This window comes from Parasphingorhabdus sp., from assembly GCF_036963805.1.
GTDB lineage: Bacteria > Pseudomonadota > Alphaproteobacteria > Sphingomonadales > Sphingomonadaceae > Parasphingorhabdus.
This window is the reverse complement of sequence record NZ_JBALUN010000001.1, coordinates 1,291,732-1,309,835: the sequence shown is the minus strand read 5'-3', so window position 1 is coordinate 1,309,835 and position 18,104 is coordinate 1,291,732. Positions and strand designations below refer to the sequence as shown.

General features: G+C 50.3%; 18 protein-coding genes. 14 read left to right on the top strand and 4 right to left on the bottom strand.

The genetic code is table 11. The features are described 5' to 3' along the window. Positions 1 to 93 precede the first annotated feature (93 nt). Genes rho through V7676_RS06295 form a run of 3 tightly spaced genes read left to right on the top strand, consistent with a single transcriptional unit; the run spans position 94 to position 2,384 of the window. The gene (gene rho / locus V7676_RS06305) at positions 94 to 1,350 is read left to right on the top strand and encodes a transcription termination factor Rho (protein WP_335658786.1); all 1,257 of its coding nucleotides are present in this window, start codon (positions 94 to 96) and stop codon (positions 1,348 to 1,350) included. A gap of 18 nt (positions 1,351 to 1,368) precedes the next feature. Next, positions 1,369 to 1,665: an antibiotic biosynthesis monooxygenase family protein gene (locus V7676_RS06300; RefSeq protein WP_335658785.1), complete on the top strand. Its 297-nt coding sequence runs from the start codon at positions 1,369 to 1,371 to the stop codon at positions 1,663 to 1,665. After that, positions 1,662 to 2,384 (top strand): TerC family protein, encoded by a 723-nt coding sequence (locus V7676_RS06295; RefSeq protein WP_335658784.1) that lies wholly within the window; start codon positions 1,662 to 1,664, stop codon positions 2,382 to 2,384. Before V7676_RS06300 ends, V7676_RS06295 begins: the two co-directional genes overlap by 4 nt. A gap of 5 nt (positions 2,385 to 2,389) precedes the next feature. Here V7676_RS06295 and V7676_RS06290 read toward each other — a convergent pair whose 3' ends face one another. After that, a complete protein-coding gene (locus V7676_RS06290) occupies positions 2,390 to 2,791 on the bottom strand; it encodes a nuclear transport factor 2 family protein (protein WP_335658783.1) in 402 nt (133 codons plus the stop codon). Further along, positions 2,788 to 3,486: a dienelactone hydrolase family protein gene (locus tag V7676_RS06285; RefSeq protein WP_335658782.1), complete on the bottom strand. Its 699-nt coding sequence runs from the start codon at positions 3,484 to 3,486 to the stop codon at positions 2,788 to 2,790. Before V7676_RS06285 ends, V7676_RS06290 begins: the two co-directional genes overlap by 4 nt. A gap of 137 nt (positions 3,487 to 3,623) precedes the next feature. On the opposite strand from V7676_RS06285, the gene V7676_RS06280 reads away from it, so the two are divergent. The 10 genes from V7676_RS06280 to V7676_RS06235 all read left to right on the top strand — a co-directional run bounded on the left by V7676_RS06280 (position 3,624) and on the right by V7676_RS06235 (position 15,155). Beyond that, positions 3,624 to 3,887: a DUF6489 family protein gene (locus V7676_RS06280; protein ID WP_335658781.1), complete on the top strand. Its 264-nt coding sequence runs from the start codon at positions 3,624 to 3,626 to the stop codon at positions 3,885 to 3,887. A gap of 18 nt (positions 3,888 to 3,905) precedes the next feature. Further along, positions 3,906 to 5,201, top strand: a complete 1,296-nt coding sequence (gene mnmE, locus V7676_RS06275; protein ID WP_335658780.1) for a tRNA uridine-5-carboxymethylaminomethyl(34) synthesis GTPase MnmE — start codon at positions 3,906 to 3,908, stop codon at positions 5,199 to 5,201. Between the two features lie 74 nt (positions 5,202 to 5,275). Further along, complete coding sequence (gene mnmG, locus V7676_RS06270) at positions 5,276 to 7,141, top strand: tRNA uridine-5-carboxymethylaminomethyl(34) synthesis enzyme MnmG (RefSeq protein WP_335658779.1); 1,866 nt, start codon at positions 5,276 to 5,278, stop codon at positions 7,139 to 7,141. Positions 7,142 to 7,148: 7 nt separating this feature from the next. After that, positions 7,149 to 7,766 carry a 16S rRNA (guanine(527)-N(7))-methyltransferase RsmG gene (rsmG, locus tag V7676_RS06265; protein ID WP_335658778.1) on the top strand — a complete coding sequence of 206 codons (618 nt, stop codon included), beginning with the start codon at positions 7,149 to 7,151 and terminating at the stop codon, positions 7,764 to 7,766. A gap of 43 nt (positions 7,767 to 7,809) precedes the next feature. After that, the gene (locus tag V7676_RS06260) at positions 7,810 to 8,592 is read left to right on the top strand and encodes a ParA family protein (protein ID WP_335658777.1); all 783 of its coding nucleotides are present in this window, start codon (positions 7,810 to 7,812) and stop codon (positions 8,590 to 8,592) included. A gap of 2 nt (positions 8,593 to 8,594) precedes the next feature. Next, a complete protein-coding gene (locus V7676_RS06255; RefSeq protein ID WP_335658921.1) occupies positions 8,595 to 9,551 on the top strand; it encodes a ParB/RepB/Spo0J family partition protein in 957 nt (318 codons plus the stop codon). 266 nt (positions 9,552 to 9,817) lie between these two features. Beyond that, complete coding sequence (locus tag V7676_RS06250; protein ID WP_335658776.1) at positions 9,818 to 10,312, top strand: DUF4402 domain-containing protein; 495 nt, start codon at positions 9,818 to 9,820, stop codon at positions 10,310 to 10,312. Between the two features lie 242 nt (positions 10,313 to 10,554). Further along, the gene (locus tag V7676_RS06245; protein WP_335658775.1) at positions 10,555 to 11,394 is read left to right on the top strand and encodes a fimbrial biogenesis chaperone; all 840 of its coding nucleotides are present in this window, start codon (positions 10,555 to 10,557) and stop codon (positions 11,392 to 11,394) included. A gap of 54 nt (positions 11,395 to 11,448) precedes the next feature. Next, positions 11,449 to 14,190 carry a carboxypeptidase-like regulatory domain-containing protein gene (locus V7676_RS06240; protein ID WP_335658774.1) on the top strand — a complete coding sequence of 914 codons (2,742 nt, stop codon included), beginning with the start codon at positions 11,449 to 11,451 and terminating at the stop codon, positions 14,188 to 14,190. A 74-nt stretch (positions 14,191 to 14,264) separates the two neighbouring features. Next, positions 14,265 to 15,155, top strand: coding sequence for an alpha/beta fold hydrolase (locus V7676_RS06235; RefSeq protein WP_335658773.1), 891 nt, complete (start codon positions 14,265 to 14,267; stop codon positions 15,153 to 15,155). 18 nt (positions 15,156 to 15,173) lie between these two features. Here the strand turns inward: V7676_RS06235 and V7676_RS06230 are convergent, their stop codons facing one another. Then, positions 15,174 to 16,082 carry a diacylglycerol/lipid kinase family protein gene (locus V7676_RS06230; protein ID WP_335658920.1) on the bottom strand — a complete coding sequence of 303 codons (909 nt, stop codon included), beginning with the start codon at positions 16,080 to 16,082 and terminating at the stop codon, positions 15,174 to 15,176. A gap of 92 nt (positions 16,083 to 16,174) precedes the next feature. Here V7676_RS06230 and V7676_RS06225 point away from each other — a divergent pair, with 92 nt between their 5' ends. After that, positions 16,175 to 17,266, top strand: a complete 1,092-nt coding sequence (locus V7676_RS06225; RefSeq protein ID WP_335658772.1) for an NAD(P)/FAD-dependent oxidoreductase — start codon at positions 16,175 to 16,177, stop codon at positions 17,264 to 17,266. Positions 17,267 to 17,282: 16 nt separating this feature from the next. Here the strand turns inward: V7676_RS06225 and V7676_RS06220 are convergent, their stop codons facing one another. Further along, entirely contained in the window at positions 17,283 to 18,086 is an 804-nt protein-coding gene (locus tag V7676_RS06220) for a TIGR03084 family metal-binding protein (RefSeq protein ID WP_335658771.1), read from the bottom strand. Positions 18,087 to 18,104 lie beyond the last annotated feature (18 nt).

Here is an 18,104-nt window from a genome sequence, read left to right as displayed (position 1 = left end):
TCCGGGCGATCTCTCATGTGACAGTCAATCGGCGACCATGCCGCACACATGCAGAATAGATTATAAACTCCTAATATTTTTGGATAAACCTCCATGCATTTAAAAGAATTAAAAGAAAAATCGCCCGCAGGTCTCGTCTCTATGGCGGAAGAACTGGGCGTTGAAAGCGCATCTACTTTGCGCAAACAGGACCTGATGTTCGCAATTCTCAAAGAATTAGCGGATCAGGACGAGCAAATCATGGGCGTTGGCACGATTGAAGTGCTGGCTGATGGATTTGGTTTTTTGCGTTCTTCCGAAGCGAATTATCTCGCTGGACCGGACGATATTTATGTTTCCCCTAATCAGGTTCGTAAATATGGTTTGCGTACCGGTGATACGGTTGAGGGCGAAATTCGTGCACCCCGTGATGGCGAGCGTTATTTCGCGCTGACCAAACTTACCGCAATTAATTTTGACGAGCCGGATGCCGTTCGGCACCGGGTGAATTTCGATAACCTCACCCCGTTATATCCCGATGAAAAACTAACTTTGGATAGTCCTGATCCCACGGTGAAAGATAAGTCTGCACGGGTTATCGACATTATTTCGCCGCAAGGTAAAGGCCAGCGTGCTTTGATCGTTGCGCCGCCACGAACCGGTAAAACCGTATTGCTCCAAAATATTGCAAAAGCAATTACCGATAACCATCCGGAAGTTTATTTGATGGTCTTGCTGATCGACGAACGGCCAGAAGAAGTGACCGATATGCAGCGTTCTGTGAAAGGTGAAGTGATCAGCTCCACCTTTGACGAGCCTGCGACACGCCACGTGCAAGTTGCTGAAATGGTTATTGAAAAAGCGAAGCGTCTGGTTGAGCATAAGCATGATGTTGTTATCCTGCTTGACTCGATTACGCGTTTGGGCCGCGCCTATAATACGGTTGTTCCTAGCTCCGGTAAAGTTCTGACCGGCGGTGTGGATGCCAATGCGCTACAACGTCCAAAACGCTTTTTCGGTGCTGCGCGTAATATCGAGGAAGGCGGTTCGCTTTCTATCATTGCCACCGCCCTCATTGATACCGGTAGCCGGATGGATGAGGTTATCTTTGAAGAATTTAAGGGCACCGGTAACTCGGAAATTGTCCTTGATCGCAAAGTGGCCGATAAACGTATCTTCCCGGCGCTTGACGTTGGTAAATCCGGTACGCGTAAGGAAGAATTGCTGGTCGAGGATGACAAGCTCAAGAAAATGTGGGTGCTGCGCCGTATCCTCATGCAAATGGGTACGATCGACGCGATGGAATTCTTGCTCGATAAGATGAAAGATTCGAAAACCAACGATGATTTCTTTGATAGCATGAATCAATAGGTCTATCCTGTCACTGCAATGATTATCGAACAGGCATTGTTGCAGGTAAAGCCGGGGCAATCAGAGTATTTTTCTAAAGCCATGATTGAGGCGAGGCAGCTTATTGCGTTGCAGCCAGGTTTTCTATCGATAGAGGTTCATCCTTCTATCGATGTTCCCGATCAATATCTGTTACTAGTTTCGTGGGCGAATGTGGAATCCCACCGTGATGGTTTTCGCCATTCACCAGAATATAAAAAATGGAGCGTCTTGCTTCACGAATTCTATGATCCTATGCCGACTATTAGTTATTTTGGACCTTCGATTTTATCATGATTGATCTTCTTTTCATTTTATCTGCAGCTGCAACTTCCGGCCTCGGTTCCTTATCGGAAATGTGGGCGGCGATTGCGCATGATTTTTCCAATATCGGATCTCCTGAAGCACTTGCTGCTTTTGGTCAGGTCGTATTGATAGATCTGGTCTTTGCCGCGGATAATGCGATTGTTGTTGGCGCGCTTGCGGGTAGTTTGCCAGCGGATCAGCGCCGTAAAGTGATCATGATCGGTATCAGTGTCGCATTGATTATGCGGATCATATTCGCGCTGGGAGTGAGCTTACTCTTATCGGTTGTCGGGTTGATTTTCGCTGGTGGTTTGCTGCTTTTATGGGTTGCATGGAATTTCTGGCGCGAAATTTTCCACGAAGGGGAATCAGCTGGTTCTCCCGAGATTGAAGGCGATGAGCATAGCGGCATCAAACCACAAAAAAGCTTCTGGGGAGCCGTTTGGGCAGTTACAGCCGCTGATATCTCTATGAGCCTAGACAATGTTCTGGGCGTTGCTGGCGCAGCCCGTGAGCACCCCGGCATATTAATCGTAGGATTGCTATTATCTGTCGCGCTTATGGGTCTCGCAGCCAATGTGATCGCCAAATATATCGAGCGGTATAAGTGGATTGCCTATATTGGTCTGGCGGTTATCGTCTGGGTTGCCGGGCGGATGATTTATGACGGTATTATTGATCCGCAATTGGGGATGATGACGCTTTTTTAGAGTGTTTAGCCTTTCACCTTCTCAAGCATTTTACCCATTTCTTCCCAAACTTTGTTGATGGCTTTAAGTGGGCGGACCATCACTTTAAAATCCTGGATTAGTCCGTCATCATTCCAGGTGATGATATCTACGCCGTTTACTTTAATATCATCCAGTTCCAGCTCGAACTCCAGCATTGCCATATTGGCTTCGTCATCGACAATTTCCCGCACATAACGAAAACTGTCATTACCAAGCACGCTGTCCGCAGCGGTCAAATAGGCCATGACGATCGGTTTGCCTGCTTGGGGTGTATGGACAACTGGGGAGTGGAAGACCGCGTCATCAGCGAGCTGAGCGCTGAGCGCCGCAGGACTTTTATCAATCATTCGGGCGTGCCAGGCTTTTACATTCTTTCGCGCGCTCATTCTAAATGCGCCTTAAAAAATTCTTCTGTGCGGCTGTCTGCCAGGCTTGCGGCGGTTTCATCACGGCGATTTCCGAATTCCGCTGCGAATCCATGATCAAGGCCCTCATAATCATATAATGTGATTTTGGGATGATCATCCAATCCCTCATGCATAGCTGCCTGTGCGTCTGCTGGCACAAATCCGTCTGTGGTGGGTATATGCAACATCATATCATGGGCTATGGCATGGCTCTCGCGCAAAAGACTGTCAATACCGACACCATAATAAGCAACCGAGGCATTTATGTCGGTCCGTGCTGCTGTCATGAACGCAAGTCGTCCGCCCAGACAATAGCCGACACAACCAACTTTGCCGCCGTTTACGCTATTGCGCGCAAAATGGATTGTCGCTTCGATATCGCGAATGCCTTGGTCCTGATCAAATTTATTCATAAGATCGAGTGCAGTCTGAAACTCTTCCGGTACATCCGCATCCAGATCAGTGTCCGCATTGACTCGCCAGAATAAATCAGGTGCGATGGCGAGATAACCCGCCTTGGCCCAATGGTCACATTTCGCCTTTATACCAGCGTTTACGCCGAAAATTTCTTGAATCACAATGATAGCGGCTTTGGCTGGGCCGTTAGGCTTAGCGATATAACAAGGAAATTCAGTATCTCCGCTTAGTGTTTTAACCGGTTTCATTTCGCCCATTTTCTTAGCTCCTTTGCATCATCACTTGATTATTGGTGTACAATATCCCCATATCCTGTCCTGGCAAGGTGGAACATCATCTGTTGCGGTGAGGGGGGAGCTTTTCGCTTCAACCATAAGTTTATAAGGAAGCATATATGAAAGTAACCGTAGAGCTGGATTGCACACCCGAAGAAGCGCGCCGTATGATGGGATTGCCGGATGTTGGGAAACTTAACGAAACTTACGTGAAAGAATTGTCGAAATTCCTTCAGGGCGCGAGCTCGGTCGAGCAATTGCAAAGTTTCACTAAGATTATCGCCCCTATGGGGGAGGCGGGCATTAAAATGTTCTCGTCCTTTGTCAGCGGTGCGATGGGCGCGGCCAGTGGAAAATCATCCGCGGATAAGAAAAAAGATTAGATATCAATTAGATACATCATGTCTACTGCAGATACAATCTTCGCGTTGTCGAGTGGCCAGCCACCGGCAGCGATCGGTATCATCCGTATAAGCGGGGCAAAAGCGTCTGATGCTTTATGTGCTTTAAGTGGATTTGTGCCGGTAGAACGACGCGCCAGTTTGGTGCGACTGACCGATCCTGAAAGTGGTGATGTGCTCGACAATGCGTTGATATTATGGTTTCCGGGTCCGAATAGCGCGAGCGGTGAAGACCTTGCGGAAATCCACTGTCATGGCGGGCGGGCGGTTGTTCGGGCTTTGGAATCGGCGCTGGAGAATATGGATGGTCTGCGCCGCGCAGAGCCGGGCGAGTTTACCCGACGGGCCTTTACACATGGCCGGATGGATTTGGCCGAGGCAGAGGGACTATCCGATCTGCTTTTTGCAGAAACGGAATTGCAGCGCCGTTCGGCGATTAAGGCTGCTGGAGGTGCTTTGTCTCGGAAAGTGGAAGGCTGGCAAAATACGATCCTTGGTCTTTCCGCGATGGTAGAGGCTGAACTGGATTTTTCCGATGAAGACGACGTTACACCTGCACAGTTAGAAGTGGTGCAATCTGCAGTTGGTAAACTGGCATCTGAAATGGTGAATATGCTCGACCGGCCCCGCGCAGAAAAATTACGCGAAGGTGTTCGGGTGGTAATGGGCGGACCACCTAATAGTGGAAAGTCTACTTTGCTCAATGCGCTGGTCGAAAGAGAGGCTGCCATTGTATCAGAAATTGCGGGTACAACACGTGACGTTATTGAAGTGCCGATCGCTATACGCGGCATACCTTTTTTGTTTATCGATACAGCCGGAGTCCGCGACGAAGGGGCGGAGGAAATAGAACGCATCGGGATTGATCGGGCACGTCAACAATTTGAAATGGCCGATTTGATATTGTGGCTTGGCCCGGAGGGCGAGGGACCGCAAAGTTCCGATCTCGTCGAAATAGCGTCGCGTCAGGATCATCCTGAATATCAGCCAAAATCGTCCGGCGTACTGGCGGTCTCTCCACTGGCAGGAACGGGCATGGATCAACTGTCGGCATTGTTAGTGGATAGGGCAAAAGAGATTGTACCATGCGGTGACGAAATTAGTGTCAACAGACGTCAGGCGGATCATTTAACGCGCGCGTATTCTGCGTTTGCCGATATTGCAGGATTAGAAGATTATCTGATAATAGCGGAGCAGTTGCGGATGGCCCGTAAGGCGTTAGACGCGTTAACCGGCAGGGCGAGCACAGAAGATATGCTGGACAGTCTCTTCGGAAAATTCTGCATCGGGAAATAGACTGTTCCACGTGGAACAGTTTTTCTGCGCCGGATCATTTTGACCTGAAACTGAGGTTCCGCTATGGGCCAAGCATGAACAGCAATTTTGATCTTATCGTCGTGGGCGGTGGCCACGCAGGTTGTGAAGCTGCCGCAGTGGCCGCACGCATGGGCGTATCGACGGCCCTGGTCAGTTTTACAAAAGACAGCATCGGCGCGATGTCCTGCAATCCCGCGATTGGCGGGCTGGGGAAGGGCCATCTGGTTCGTGAGGTTGATGCATTTGACGGCTTGATCGGCCGGGCTGCCGATGCGGCTGCCATCCATTATCGGATGCTCAACCTGTCCAAGGGTGCTGCGGTTCAGGGACCAAGAGTTCAGGCGGACCGCAAACTATACAAAGCCGCGATACACCGAATGCTGGAGGCTCAGGAAAACCTAACCATCGTCGAAGGCGAAGTTGGATCTCTGATTTTTGATGGTCAGACGGTTCGGGGCATCAACTTAGCGGATGATAGCCAGATAACGGCATCTGCAGTGATATTGGCGACCGGAACCTTTTTGAACGGAAAATTATTCCGCGGTGAAGAAATAGTAGCGGGAGGGCGGACGGGCGAAGCCAGCGCGGTTACTCTGGGGCAGCAGATCCGCGCTGCGAATCTTCCTATCGCACGGCTTAAGACAGGGACGCCTCCACGTATTGATGGACGCACGATAGATTGGGCAGCGCTGCCAGAGCAACCTTCAGATGATGATGGTTGGACGATGTCACCGCTATCTTCAGGGCGCCAAGTGCCCCAGATATTTTGTGCGGTCAGCCGGACTAACGCCGCTACCCATGACATCATTCGTGATAATCTAGATCGTTCTCCATTATTCAGCGGCGCTATTGGTGCGCAGGGCCCGCGCTATTGTCCTTCGATAGAAGATAAAATACATCGCTTTGCGGATCGGGACTCCCATCAGGTATTTTTAGAACCCGAAGGGCTCTCTACCAACTTGGTTTATCCAAACGGCATCAGCACCTCTCTGCCTGCCGACGTGCAGGAGGCATTTGTCCGATCAATGGACGGGCTTTCCAACGCCGAGATTATCGTACCGGGCTATGCGGTAGAATATGATCATATTGATCCCCGTGCTTTGGACCGTTCATTGAAAGTCCGTGATCTGGAAGGACTCTATTGTGCCGGTCAGATAAATGGCACTACCGGATATGAAGAAGCGGCGGCGCAAGGATTGATCGCCGGTATAGGAGCAGCATGTGCGATACAGGGAAAAGGCCCGCCGGAACTTGATCGCGGAACAAGCTATATTGCAGTAATGATAGACGATCTAGTGTTACAGGGTGTCACCGAACCTTATCGGATGCTTACAGCACGCGCGGAATATCGCCTCCGTCTACGGGCAGATAATGCGACTACCCGTTTAAGTGCTGTAGCGGAAACCATTGGTTGTCTCGGCGAGGAAAGAAAGGCGTGGTTTACTAAACGCAAGTCAGAGCGTGATGAGATCATCGAGCAATTACAGTCCATCCATAGCTGCGAAGCAATTGCGGCCCAAGGAATCGAAGTGCGCCGGGATGGGACTAAACAGTCTTTGTTTGATTGGTTACGTTTTCCGAATATCTCGATCCCGTCATTAGAAGGCTTGGGAATTGCCTGCGCGGAAATAGACGCTGGTCTGTTGGCCGAAGTGGCGGAAGATGCGCGATATGCACCTTACTTACAGCGGCAGGAGGCAGAGCTTAAAGACTTACGGGCGAATGAGCAAATAGGCCTCGATAGTGATTTGGATTATGCCGTAATCGCCGGTCTTTCTAATGAAATGGTCGAACGGTTGAAAAGTGCACGGCCGGAAACATTGGCTGCAGCATCGCGGGTTCGGGGAATTACACCTGCCGCTCTGGCGGCAATATTAGTCCATGCGCGACGACGCGATACCAAGAATTTGGCGGCTTGATAAGTTTATGACAGAAAAAGAAGCGCAGGATTGGTTGCGGACAAATATTGATGTTTCACGTGAAACATGGCAACAGCTAGAAGATTTTTTGGCCTTGTTGGCTGATGAAATGGTCCACCAAAATCTCATTTCAAAATTGAGCGCTGAACATATCTGGGAGCGCCACGTCGTGGATAGCGCGCAACTTCTTCTCTTTGCTCCGAAGGCGGAAGGCAATGAGATATGGATGGACCTCGGTACCGGCGCGGGCTTTCCGGGGATCGTGGTCGCGATATTGAGTGACTATGTTGTGCAAATGGTGGAATCGCGAGGCCGTAGAAGTGCATTCCTGGAAACCGTCGTAAATAAACTGGGTTTAACCGAAAAGGCCATGATTTATGGTGATCGGTTAGAGAATGTAGAAAGCCATGCTGTGGATGTTATAAGTGCGAGAGCATTCGCACCATTACCGAAATTGCTTTCACTTTCGCACCGGTTTTCCACAGAAAAAACCGTTTGGCTCTTACCAAAAGGCAAAAATGCGGTAAGAGAGCTGAAGGGTCTATCCCCAAAGCGGCAAAAAATGTTCCACGTGGAACAGAGTTTGACCGACCCGGAAGCGGGAATTTTGGTAGGAATCGGTTGAAAATATTTTATTATCTCAGCTTAGCGAAGGGTTCAGCGTAAAAATGGTCCGGATGGCGATAGCAAATCAAAAAGGCGGTGTTGGTAAAACTACCACCGCGATTAATATGGCTACTGCGCTTGCTGCAAGTGGCTGGAAGGTTTTGCTGATTGACCTTGATCCCCAAGGAAACGCATCCACCGGGCTTGGCCTCAATCAGGCGGTGCGTGTTCACAGCAGTTATGACTTATTAATTGCGGATGTGCCCTTGGCTCAATGCGTAATACCGACTCGGGTCCCGGGATTGGATATCGTTCCTGCGACGGTCGATTTATCGGGAGCCGAAGTTGAGCTGGTCGGATTGGAAGAACGGACTCATCGGTTAAAAAAAGCCCTCGATGCGGGGGATAACGGGCAATGGGACATTTGTCTGATTGATTGCCCGCCGTCCCTTGGCCTGCTGACGCTAAACGCGATGGTTGCCGTCGAATCCTTGTTGGTTCCGTTGCAATGCGAGTTTTTTGCGTTGGAAGGTCTTAGTCAATTACTACAAACGGTCGAACGAATCCGCGCCCGTTTCAATCGTCAATTATCTGTCATGGGCGTTGTTCTCACCATGTATGATCGTCGTAACAAGCTTACCGAGCAAGTGTCCGACGATGTACGGGCCTGTCTTGGGAATGTCGTATTCGATACGGTTATCCCCCGAAATGTAAGACTTTCTGAGGCCCCAAGTCATGGTTTGCCAGCGTTAATCTACGATCATCGGTGCAGCGGATCGGAAGCCTATATCAATCTGGCCCGTGAATTAATTTCGCGGCTCCCAGAACGGAAGGCGGCTGCGTGATCATGAAGGGAGAGGATACCGCATTGCCGAAAAAGGTTACCATGAAGAAAGCCACTGGATTGGGTAGGGGGCTAAACTCCCTTTTTGGGGACATACAGCGGGAAGAGCCACTGGTTCAGTCCGTTGATTCCGATTTGGATCAGGATGGCCCTGAAAACCGTACAGACGGTCTGCGCTCCATAGCTATATCGGATATTCGTCCCAATCCGGATCAGCCGCGGCAGACTTTTGACACCGATGCGCTTGATGAACTTGCCGACAGTATGAAGCTGCGCGGCGTGATACAGCCCATTGTTGTCCGGCCGCATGGCAAGAATTTTCAAATTGTCGCCGGTGAACGTCGGTGGCGTGCAGCACAGCGGGCGCGGCTCCATCGCATCCCCGCCATTGTCCGTAGCTTGAATGATGCCGAAACGCTCGAGATAGCAATTGTTGAGAATGTTCAGCGCCGTGACCTGAATGCCGTGGAAGAAGCCGAAGCCTATGTGAAGCTGAAAGATGATTTCGGTCATAGCCAAGCAAAATTAGCAGAATTAGTCGGCAAGTCCCGCAGTCATATTGCGAATCTAATGCGTTTATTGGATCTTCCTGAGGCAGTTCGCACGTTGGTCGCAGAAGAAAAGCTAACTATGGGGCATGCCCGTGCGCTGATTAATGCACCAAATTCTCTGGAATTGGCCGAACAGGTTGTTAAACAGGGGCTCTCAGTTCGCGATACAGAGAAGCTTGTTCGCAAAACGCTCGGCGGTACTGAACGCCGAGGGAAGATTACAACATCCAGCATCAGCGAAAGTGATGCGGACATCAGGGCTGTTGAAAATCATTTGGGTGATCTTCTGGGCCTCAACGTATCAATTCAATCTAAAGGAAATACCGGCGCTGGCGCGATGACGATAAGTTATAGTAATCTAGATCAGCTGGATTTGATATGTCAGCGTTTAACCGGTGAACATATCTAAATTTTTGTTTCGTTTAGCTAATTTAACGGGCTTATCGCGGATCTCAAATCATATAAAATTGAAAAATTATTCTAATGAAACTATTGTTTTTCAGTAGGTTATCTCATTAATATAATTTTAACCATGACTAGCAGCAAAGCTTTATCCTTTCCTATGGATAAGCAATCTCGAATGTTGGCGTATAGCGACGTTTGGCCAGTGGGTTTGGCTAAACGCACCGTGGGCGCCCTTTCGATCTAGTAGTGAAATATAGGGACCAGAAAACTATGTCTAAATATATCAAAGCCGCTTTGGCTTCTTCTGTGCTTGTGGCTTCGGTTATGGGCGCCAATGTTGCCAATGCTGCAACGGCTAATGCTGATGCACGCGCAAATATCCTTCAAGAAATTACGGTAACCAAAGTCGTTGGTACGAATCTGGATTTCGGAACCATCATCACGAACGGATCGGCTGGTAACGTGGTTATCGGTACAAATGGCGTTCGTGGGACATGTACGCTGATCTGTTCGGGAACAACCGATGCCGCTGACTTTAACGTTACAGGTTCGAATTCTGAAGCGGTTACGCTTACCGTGCCTACGACTGTCAGCCTGGCCGGCCCCGGCACTGCAATGGTCGCGACATTGTCTTCCACGTCATTAGCTGCGCTCGATGGCAGCGGTAACGGTGCATTTTCCGTCGGTGGCAGCCTGGCAGTCAATGCTACGCAGGCTGATGGTGCTTATATTGGTACCTTTACGGTGACCGTAGAATATCCTTGAATAAATAACGGCCTTTCCTGACGGGCTGTAAACTTCATCAGTTTCGAAACCCGTCCGCAATATGTGTTGCGGGCGGGTTTTTTGCGCATGACAGATCCAAACGTACTGCAACTCTGGCATTCTGAACAACTTCGTAGCGTGGTTAGCGCTTTGGTAACTCTAATTTGATATTGTCATTATGTGGGGATTGCGCGGGAAACCGTCTGTCCGGATGACCAGTGTTAATACCGGAGATTACAAAAATGACCAGGAGTCTGAAACGACTGAATAAAATAATAGCAGGTTTGGGGGTAGTTTTATCTATATTAATGATCCCGGGACAAGCCGCACAGGCGGCGGGCGACTTATTGGTCGCTCCGACCCGCATCATATTGGATGGGCAACGCGGTACCGAAGTAATTCTAAATAATATTGGCTCAGAAACAGCGACTTACAGAATATCTCTGGAACTTCGTCGAATGACGGCTGAAGGACGTCTGGTAGAGGTCGGGCCTGAAGAAGAAAATGAGCTGGAACAAGCGGCCAAGGAAATGATCCGCTATGCACCGCGCCGTGTGACATTGCCGCCGAATCAGCCGCAAGCGATCCGGCTTGGCGTAAGAGCGCCTCAAGGTTTGGCTGACGGCGAGTATCGGGTACATCTTCTGTTTCGTGCTGTTCCAGAGGCGATATCGGTTACCGAACAGGAGACGCAAAAAGAAGGCTTTTCGATTGCCCTCACTCCGATTTACGGCGTAACCATACCGGTTATTATCCGCCAAGGTAAGTTAAATGCAACGGCAGCCATCGCCAATGCCCGGATGGAGCCAGGCGAGGAAGGCCCAGCCCTTGCTTTTGACCTAAGCCGTACAGGCGATCGCTCCACCTATGGTGAAATCCGTGTTGTGAAGCACGGGCAGGCCGAACCGATTTTAATGGTCCGCGGAATTGCCGTCTATCCCGAAATAGCGAGCCGGAAAGTGTCGCTTCCAGTTCCGCCTGAAATGGTCGCCCAACTAAAAGGGCCGCTTTCGATAGAATATTATGAACCTGAAAATGTGGGCGGAGGACTGATCACAAAAACCGAATTGGTCCTTAGATAATATATTTATCAACGATTTCGACTGACTTCAATCCGTTAAGCAGTCGAAATGGCAATGAGACAGACACTCACCATATATCGTCAGAGGCTAAAGGCGCTGACACTCGCCGCAGGGATCACCATGATTTCTGCGGCTGCGCCGTTTATGGTTCCGAGCGCTCATGCCCAAAGCGCTTGGACGGCGAATGACGATGATGCGCTGCTTTTTGATCTACGATCAGGAAAATATCGTCTTGGTGATGGCATTAGGGGCTATCAAACAGCTAATGGCATTTGTGTCGACTTGGCCGATGTCATCATGGCATTCGACGTACCAATACGGTTAGATAAAAAGTCGCGCCGCGCAACTGGCTGGATATTTGCCGAGCGCGAAACATTGACAATCGAGCGCGATACCAATTCGGTGCAAAAAGTAAGCGGGAAGAGAAAACTGGCACCCGGCGAGATTTACGACACGCCGGAAGGTTGGTGCGTCGACGTTGAAAAGCTGTCGGATTGGCTTGATGTTGATTTAAAACCGGATCTGTCCAATGCACTCTTGGTTGTGGAAACCGATAAAAAATTACCCTTTCAACTGGCGTTGGAGCGCAAAGAACGGGCAGCAAAAATCCGTCCGCGCCAGAAATTTGATCTGGCTAGCCTTCCGCAATCTACGCAGCCGTATAAATTATGGCGTACACCTTCGGTCGATTCTGTGGTTTCAGCCGGCGGGCTTCGTGATAAACGGTCCGGACAGCAATTTGATGTTCGTTACGAGCTATTTGCCTCTGGTGAAGTAGGTAAGGCGTCGTTTGATGCCCGGCTGTCCTCCGATAATAATGGCTTACCCGAAAACCTACGGCTGCGTGCCTATCGCACCGATCCGAAAGCGGAACTATTGGGGCCATTAAAAGCCACGCATTTTGCTATTGGTGATGTTTCTACCTTTTCCACGCCTCTCGTTTCGCAAAGCGCGGCAGGACGAGGCGCCATAATTACCAACCGGCCGGTGGATCGTCCCGATAATTTTGACCGGACTAGTTTTCGCGGGGAATTACCAGAGGGCTGGGACGCGGAGCTTTATCGCAATGGTCAGTTACTAGCTTTTGCGGAAACCAGAACGGATGGCCGCTATGAATTTATCGACGTACCATTGCTCTATGGACAGAACCGTTTCGAGGTGACGCTTTATGGCCCGCAGGGCCAGATAAGAAGAGAGAATGTTTCGGTCCCGGTAGGTTTGGATTCAATTCCACCACGCAAAACCTATTATTGGGCGGGTGCGCAAGAGGCTGGAAAAGATCTCATTAGCTTAAACAGCATAGAAAATTTCCTGCAGGCGGGTTGGCGTGGCGGTTTTGGTGTGGAACGTGGATTGAATACCAAAACATCTGTAGCGGCCTCGCTTTTTAGCCTCCAGATACATGGTCAGCGACGCAACTATGCGGAAGGATCAGTACGCCGAGCCGTTGGACCGGCAATCGTGGAAATGACCGCCTCGTCAGATTTGAAAAATGGGACGGCTGTTCGGGGGCAAGTACTTGGAGAATTAGGCAATAGCTATATTACTGCTGAGACAATCTGGGCACGAGGCGGCTTTCAGTCAGACCGTATTAAACAAAACATGAACGCCAAGCATACGCTATCCGTAGATCATAATTTTACATTGGGAGGGAAGATTGTTCCGTTTCATATCGATGCGCAGTATGAAACACGTACGGATGGCCAGTCATCGCTTGATCTGACTGGCCGGACCTCTTTGAATCTTCGACATTTCTCGTTAACCGGCGAACTGAACTGGGAAAAACAATACAGCAATGCAGGGGATGATTCGGATCGTATTGAAGCCCGGATGCTCGCCAATGGGCGGATTGCGGGTGTGCGATTGCGCGGTGAAGCGACATATCGAGTCGCGCCGGAGAAACGTTTCGAACGGGTTAATTTCACCGGGGAATGGCGCGCTGGTGATCGGGCGGACTGGCGGGCGGAGCTTGGTTATGATGTAGGTATTGATCGCGGCAGGGCAGGAATTGGAATAATTCGCCGCTTCGATAAATTTTCAATGACCGCCAGTGCAGAAGCTGCAACCGATGGTTCGGTGGCAGCGGGATTGAATCTTGCATTCAGTCTGGGGCCGGACCCCCGAAATGGAAAATTCCGATTTTCGAATAACAAGCTTGCCAATAGCGGTCAGGCCCTTGCGATCGTCTATCGTGACAAAAACCGCGATGGTAAGCGGCAGGCGGATGAGTTATTGGTTGAAAATGTTGAGTTGACTGCTGGGCAGTCGATAGCGTTGACGCCGACGGATATCAATGGACGATCAATAATAGATAATCTTGAACCGTTCCGAGCGGTTTTAATAGGCATCGATACCAGCAGTTTACCGGATCCCTACGTGCAGCCCTCACTTCCCGGCGTCGTTATAACGCCGCGACCGGGCGTTGCCGCGATCATTGAATTGCCGTTGGTAAGCGCTGGTGAAGTGGAGGGTAGTTTGATGCGTAAAGGCGGTGCGCCGCTGGCTGGCGTTGGTCTGGAACTGCTGGATATGGAGGGCCGCGTCACCCATGAAACACAAAGCGAGTTCGACGGATTTTTTCTGTTCGAAGGAGTGCCTTATGGTGCCTATGATCTTCGGATCCAGGCCCTGTCCGCGCAAGCCGTGGGGGTATCGGCGATACTGAATATTCGCACGGTTGTGGATGATGATAACCAGATCGCCAAGCTTGGCGTGGTTGTCGCTGCTTCCGATGCTGTAATGGCAAAACTTGGTGATATTCCCACTGGGGTACCTGCAGGACTGCAAGCCCCCTGATCCCGGCTTGTGCGGTTTTGTGGTTATGCTAGAGTTTTCCGCTGCGCGAGCGAATTCGGAAACGGGATCAGAATATGCAAATTATCGCTAACGGGATTAACATTGAAGTCGAAGATCATGGCAAAACCGATGATCCGGCGATACTTCTCATCATGGGATATGGAACGCAGTTGATTGCCTGGCCCATGGATTTTATCAATGGACTGATTGAATCCGGGTTTCGTGTCGTTACATTTGATAATCGCGATGTTGGCCTTTCCTATAGATGTGAGGGGATTTCAGCCCCCGGACCGATACGGCAAGTTATTACCAAACGGTTTTTCCCAAGCCGCAATTTGGCGCCTTATAATCTCAGCGATATGGCGAACGACGCAATTGGCGTGTTGGATGCTCTCGCTATAGAAAATGCGCATATTGTTGGCGCGTCGATGGGCGGCATGATTGGACAATTAGTGGCCGCAGATCATGCCGATCGTGTCCTATCGCTTACGCCGATCATGTCTTCAACCAATGCCCCTGGTTTGCCGAGTGCCGGTCCTGCAGTGCGCAGGGGCCTGATCCAGTCCGCACGCGCCAAAGCAACGACGGTTGAGGAAGCGTTGATCGCAGGCATGGCTTTTTCATCCATCATTGCATCCGAAGAAGGACGGGCACGCGAAGGGGAGCGTAAAGAGATGATGAAAATTGCTCTAGAACGTAGCTTTTATCCTGCTGGCCGGCAGAGGCAAATGGCGGCCATTATTGAAACCGGAAATTTACGACCAAAGGCGCGAACAATATCTGTTCCGACCATGGTTATACACGGAACGGACGATCCGCTTATTCCGCATGCCTGCGGTGAAGATATTGCCGCTAATGTGAATAATGCCCGCCTAGAGCTTGTCGATGGTATGGGGCATGATCTGCCGCCGAGCAAATTACCGCTGATGGTGGAAATGATAGCGGGCCATTGTCGTGCAGCCTGATATAGAGTTATTGCTGATCTAATCGTCCAGCGGCAGGCAATATTCCATGACATAATCGGTCATCATAATATGGCTGGGAGGATGCATCATCATGTCACCATCCACTTGAAAAAATTGGCTATTCTTATGGATGTTTCCATATGCGATAGCGACAGACCGCGCGCGGAACGAGCGAACAAATGGCAGTGATTTGGGATCACGGCCGCGCGTGACTTCCAATATGAATCTGATAAAATTCCAACGGTTGGCGCGGGACAGAGCGATCAGCTGAAAATTATCGCCGCCGAGTCTAGCGTCTGGAGATAGCGACCATGGTCCGGCAAAATATCGCCCCTTGGCAATATAGAAAGCCTCACAGTGGAAATGGCTTTTGGATCCATTAGCGGCGACGACATCCATTGAAAATCGGTGTCGTGGCCAATGGAAGAAGAGTTTTATAAAAGACAAGGCATATGCTGTGCGGCCGATTTTCTTTTTCAACTGCGGGTTATGATTGGCGACTGCAACACCATCCGGACCGGCGCTTAAACAGGCGGCAAAAGCGCCATGGTCACTTGTAACGACCGGTTCTTTAAGCCGCGCATCGGCGCCGGCCAGATAGCCGCGCATGACCTCGCCGGCAAATTGCTCGGGATCGGACGCATAGCCGATCTCGCGGGCGACCAGATTCACTGTGCCAGCGGGAAAAATGCAAACCGGCACTTTTGAACCGTTTTGTTTCATGGCAGCGATGACCAAGCGCAAAGTGCCATCGCCGCCCGAAACGCATATTAAATTGCAGCTTTTTGCGATCACCAAATTGCCGTCGATTTCCGTGGTGCCCATGATGACTTTGGCACCGCAGGCTTTAAAGGCCTGCGCAAGCACGCCCAGTCGCAATTCATGATGGGTGCCGGAAGCCGGATTGTGGATCAGTTGGACAATCATCAAAAGGACATGGCGACAAACTGGTCAATGCGTCAATGGCGAACAGCAAATAGAGTTGTCCATCGTGGTCGATCCATCTTATTGAGCAGGCTATGAACAAAAAAATCACTATTGTCGGTGGGGGTTATGCTGGAACCATGCTAGCTAAAGCGCTGGACGGTTATGCTGATATCACTTTGATCGAAGCGCGAGAAAAATGGGTTCATAATGTGGCGATGATCCGTGCGATGGCGCGGCCGGAGCTTTTGGATGAGATTGTCATCCCTTATAAGAATTTGCTAAAGAACGGGAGGGTCGTGCGTAGCCGTGTGACTGCGATAGACGGCAATATTGCGATGCTGGGCGATGGAACACCGATTGATAGCGACATGATAGTTATTGCCACCGGTTCCACTTATGCCGCACCGTTTAAGATGCAGGGTGAAGATAGCACGCATTTCCTTAGCAAGGCCAAAAAGGTCATAGTCCAAATCGACAAAGCCCAAAACATCGTCATTGTCGGGGCTGGCGCGGTTGGTAGCGAGTTGGCCGGGGAATTGGCTTTTGCACGGCCAGAAAAGCGGATCACGCTCATTTCTCCAGATGATAGCCTTTTCCCATCCTACCCGGCAAAGCTTGGACGTATGATGCAGCGCCAGTTGGGCGATTTGGGTGTGAAGCTGCGGCTGGGGGAGCGGATAAAAAAGCTCAAACGAACGGACGAACCATTTATACCGTCTAAAAATATGATCAAGCTGTCTGATGGATTTCCCATCGATGCCGATCTGGTAATTCCGGTCATTGGGTCAAAGCCGGTAACGGACTTATTGCAGAGTTTGGGCGGTGTCATATTTGACGAGAACGGACGCGCGTGCGTTGATGGCTGGTTCCGGCCCACGGAAAATCCCGATCTGTTTGCCGTTGGTGATATTGCCAGCACCGGTGATACGATGACTATAGTGGGACTGACGCGTCAGGTTAATTGGCTCACGAAAGCCATTAAAGCGAATCTGCGTGGTAAGGCGATGAAGGATATAAGACCCTATAAGCCATGGTCCAAGCCATTGATATTATTGCCCTTGGGACCAGATAAAGGAGCAAGTGCCTTGCCTTTCGGTGTGACCGGGCCGTTGCTAACCTCTGCCATAAAAGGAAAAAAGCTGTTCATTCCGCGTTATCAGCGGGAATTTGGCTGGAAGTCTTAAGTGGTGATAGGTTTAATCACCCTGTTTTGATGGAACGCACTCCGGGCGCGGGCGGAGTTTCTGCACCGCCCGCAAAACATTGTGCAATTGCCATCCAGCGGGTTGCGTTCGGCCCTGTCACTTGCAGATCGGTATCTGCTATATTGCGGGTCTGGGTTACAACCTGACAAAATTCCTCGGCTAGTCCTTCGATCCGTTCCTCTGTGCTCTCATCGCCATACTTCCAGATCGCACCGGAGGGGGCTGTGAGTTTCAGATAGGGTACCGGTTGCGGGGCTTCCTCACGATTGACTTTGAAGGTCCAGCCATAGGTGTTGAGGCCGATCATTACGATATTACGGATGCGATCTTCATTGTGCCGTTTAATCCCGAGGACATCATAAATTGCCTGCGCATGGGACCAGTTTTCCATAAGCCGTGCGGTGATGGAGGAGCGGACACTCATCGACGGTCCTGCCCATTCGACACGCATTGCAGGATCCGCTGCGCCAAATTCCGGAGCTATTTTCTGATAGAAATCACGCCACGTCTTGAGGAGATCCGCTCCAGCCAAATTGTCGAGATAGTTGGCCTCGAAAAAACGCATCGATGTCTGGCCCTTCATTCCGGACATGGCTTCCTTGAAAAAATCGTGAAATTTTGCGGGTTCGGTTAGGGACCAATAGGCCGCCATATTCCAGATATGAAGATGGCGCATAATGGCATTGATTGTCCAGCCCTTGAAGTCGGTTTCCTGCTCCATCTGCTTATCCGAGAGATTTTCAAGCAATGCATAAATGGCTTCGCTTTCGTCAAGAAAGTCCTGTGCTTGGTCGATCATCGGTTCATCATTCCTTGC